This window comes from Streptomyces sp. AcH 505, from assembly GCF_000818175.1.
In the GTDB taxonomy this organism is placed as follows: domain Bacteria; phylum Actinomycetota; class Actinomycetes; order Streptomycetales; family Streptomycetaceae; genus Streptomyces.
In genome coordinates this window covers 4,593,494-4,596,175 of sequence record NZ_JTIY01000001.1, presented here as the reverse complement: position 1 = coordinate 4,596,175, position 2,682 = coordinate 4,593,494, and the positions used below count along the sequence as shown (strand labels likewise).

The following is a 2,682-nucleotide window of genomic DNA, read 5'->3' as shown; positions in this document are numbered from 1 at the left end:
ACGAGGCGGACGTGAGCCGAAGGGGCGCGGCCTGATAAGAAGTGCGCGTCCCTAAATCAGGCGTTCAGGCCGCTGTTGCCGAAGGCCGGGTTCAGCAGGCCGATCACGTTGACCGTGTTGCCCACCACGTTGACCGGCACGTGGACCGGGATCTGCACAAGGTTGCCGGAGGCGATGCCCGGGGACTGCACGGCCTGGCCGTCGGCCTGCGCGTGCGCCGCCGGGCCCTGGTGGCCCTGCGGGCCCTCCGTGGCGGACGCGGCGCCCGCGCCCGCTGCGACGATGCCGCCGGCGATCATGGTGAGGGCGGCGGCCTTCTTCAGGTTCTTCATTATTGGAATCCTCCTCGCAAAGGCTGCGGCCGGTACGCCGCAGCACGCCATGGAGAACGCCAGGACCTCGCTCAGGTTGCGCCGTGTGGGTGACATACACCCGACGGTATGAATCTCAGATTGGTGGTCGCCAATCCGTATCAGCCGGTTATCCCATGTCGGACGGCCCACAGCGCCGCCTGGGTCCGGTCGGCGAGATCGAGTTTCATCAGGATGTTCGAAACGTGGGTCTTGACCGTCTTCTCGGAGAGAACGAGGGCGCGGGCGATCTCCCGGTTGGAGCGGCCGTCGGCGATCAGGACCAGTACCTCGCGTTCCCGCTCGGTCAGTGTCGTGCCGCGCCCCTGGCCGCTCCCCCGGTCGTCCTGGGCCAGCAGGGCGCCCGCGACCTCGGGCTGGAGCAGTACGTGGCCCGCGTGTACGGAGCGGATGGCGTCGGCGAGCGCTTCGGGGTCGATGTCCTTGTATACGTATCCCGCGGCGCCGGCCCGCAGCGCCGGGACCACCGTGCGCTGCTCGGTGAAGCTGGTGACGATCAGCACCTTCGCCGGGTTGGCGAGTTCGCGGAGCTTGCGCAGCGCCTCGATGCCGTCCATGCCCGGCATCTTGATGTCCATCAGGACGACGTCGGGCCGCAGCGCCTCCGCGCCGGCGACGCCTTCGGCGCCGTCGCCCGCCTCGCCCACGACTTCGATGTCGCCCTGGACCTCCAGGAATGTGCGCAGGCCGCGCCGGACCACCTGGTGGTCGTCGACGAGCAGGACACGGATCGCCTTGTCACCCACCGGGCACCTCCATCTCGATCGTGGTGCCCTGGCCGGGCGCCGATTGCACGGTGAGTCTGCCGCCGGCGCCGCTCGCCCGGTCCCGCATCGAGACGAGACCGAGGTGCCGGCCCGCTCGGCGGACCGTCCGGGGTTCGAAGCCCTTGCCGTTGTCGGTGACGCTGAGCACGGCGCCCGGGCCGCGGCGCATCAGGGAGACGTCGACGCGGTCGCCGGCCGAGTGCCGCAGCGCGTTGTGCAGGGCTTCCTGGGCGACGCGCAGCAGCGCTTCCTCCTGGGCGGACGGCAGGGCCCGTACTCCGCAGGTGTCGAAGGTGACGCGGGCGGCGTGGGCGCGGTCGAGGACCTTGATGTGGGCGCGCAGGGTGTTGACGAGTCCGTCCTCGTCCAGGGCGGCCGGGCGCAGCTCGATCACGGCGGCGCCCAGTTCGTCGGAGGCTTCGGCGGCGAGGGTGACGATCTGCTGGAGTTCGCCCTTGGCGCGTGCCGGGTCCCGGTCGACGAGGGTGGCGGCGGCCTGGGCGGTCAGCCGCAGCGAGAAGAGTTTCTGGCTGACGGCGTCGTGGAGTTCGTGTGCGAGGCGTGAGCGTTCCTCGCTGATGGTCAGCTCGCGGCTGCGCTCGTAGAGCCGGGCGTTGGTGAGGGCGATGGCGGCGTGCTGGGCGAGGATTTCGAGGAGTTCGGCGTCCTCCTCGGTGAAGGCGCAGCCTTTGGCGTCGCCGGGGGTGCGGTCCGGGCAGCGCTTGTTGGCCAGGAAGAGGGCGGCGAGTGTTTCGTCGCCGTCCCTGACCGGCATGCCGAGGAAGTCGGACATGTCGGGGTGGGCGGACGGCCAGCCGCCGAAGCGGGGGTCCTCGCGTACGTCGTCGAGCCGTTCGACCTGCTCGTCCCTGAGCATCGCGGCGAGGATGCCGTGCTGCCGGGGCAGCGGCCCGATGGCCTTCCACTGTTCGTCGCTGACGCCGTCCACGACGAACTGGGCGAAGCCGCCGTGGTCGTCGGGGACGCCGAGCGCCGCGTACTCGGCGTCGAGCAGTTCACGGGCGGACACGACGATCGTCTTGAGGACGTCGCGCACCTCCAGATGCCTGCTCATCGCGAGGAGCGCGGTGCTCACGGCGGCGAGGCCGGAGCTCGGACTGTGGGTCATGGCCTCACGGTACCGGCGCCGACGGGCCCGGCGGATCGGCCGGACGCACCCTGTCGACGGGCCTTGGGACCTAGGTCCAAATGCCCTGCGGCGCGGGTGCCCGCGGCCGAGGCGGCGGGCGGTGCGGCGTTCCTACGTTGAGGGCATCGACGGGTGTTCGCAGACGGTCCCGTCGCGACGGGAGAGGGAGCGGTTGTCATGCCGGTAGCGATCATCACGGGGGCTTCGAAGGGGCTGGGCCGGGCCCTGGCCGACGGGCTCGCCGAGCGCGGCTGGGATCTGGTGCTGGACGCCAGGACCCCGGAGGCGCTGGACGAGGCGGCGCGGGAGGCCGGGCGGCATGGGACGCGGGTGGTGGCGGTCGCGGGGGACGTCACGGACGGCGGGCACCGGGCGGAGCTGGTGGCGGCCGCCG

At 71.5% G+C, this 2,682-nt stretch carries 4 protein-coding genes; 1 reads left to right on the top strand and 3 read right to left on the bottom strand.

Going from position 1 to position 2,682, the window contains the following annotated elements:
• Window positions 1-56: 56 nt before the first annotated feature.
• From HY68_RS21020 to HY68_RS21010, 3 genes are all read right to left on the bottom strand, one after another.
• Window positions 57-332 carry a chaplin gene (locus HY68_RS21020; RefSeq protein WP_041991110.1) on the bottom strand — a complete coding sequence of 92 codons (276 nt, stop codon included), beginning with the start codon at window positions 330-332 and terminating at the stop codon, window positions 57-59.
• A 140-nt stretch (window positions 333-472) separates the two neighbouring features.
• Entirely contained in the window at window positions 473-1,117 is a 645-nt protein-coding gene (locus HY68_RS21015) for a response regulator transcription factor (protein WP_041991109.1), read from the bottom strand.
• Complete coding sequence (locus HY68_RS21010; protein ID WP_041991108.1) at window positions 1,110-2,267, bottom strand: GAF domain-containing sensor histidine kinase; 1,158 nt, start codon at window positions 2,265-2,267, stop codon at window positions 1,110-1,112. The genes HY68_RS21015 and HY68_RS21010 overlap by 8 nt, the downstream gene beginning before the upstream one ends.
• A 198-nt stretch (window positions 2,268-2,465) precedes the next feature.
• Between HY68_RS21010 and HY68_RS21005 the strand changes: the two genes are divergently transcribed.
• Window positions 2,466-2,682 (top strand): SDR family NAD(P)-dependent oxidoreductase (locus tag HY68_RS21005; protein WP_041991107.1); only part of this gene is annotated, 217 nt, incomplete at its 3' end.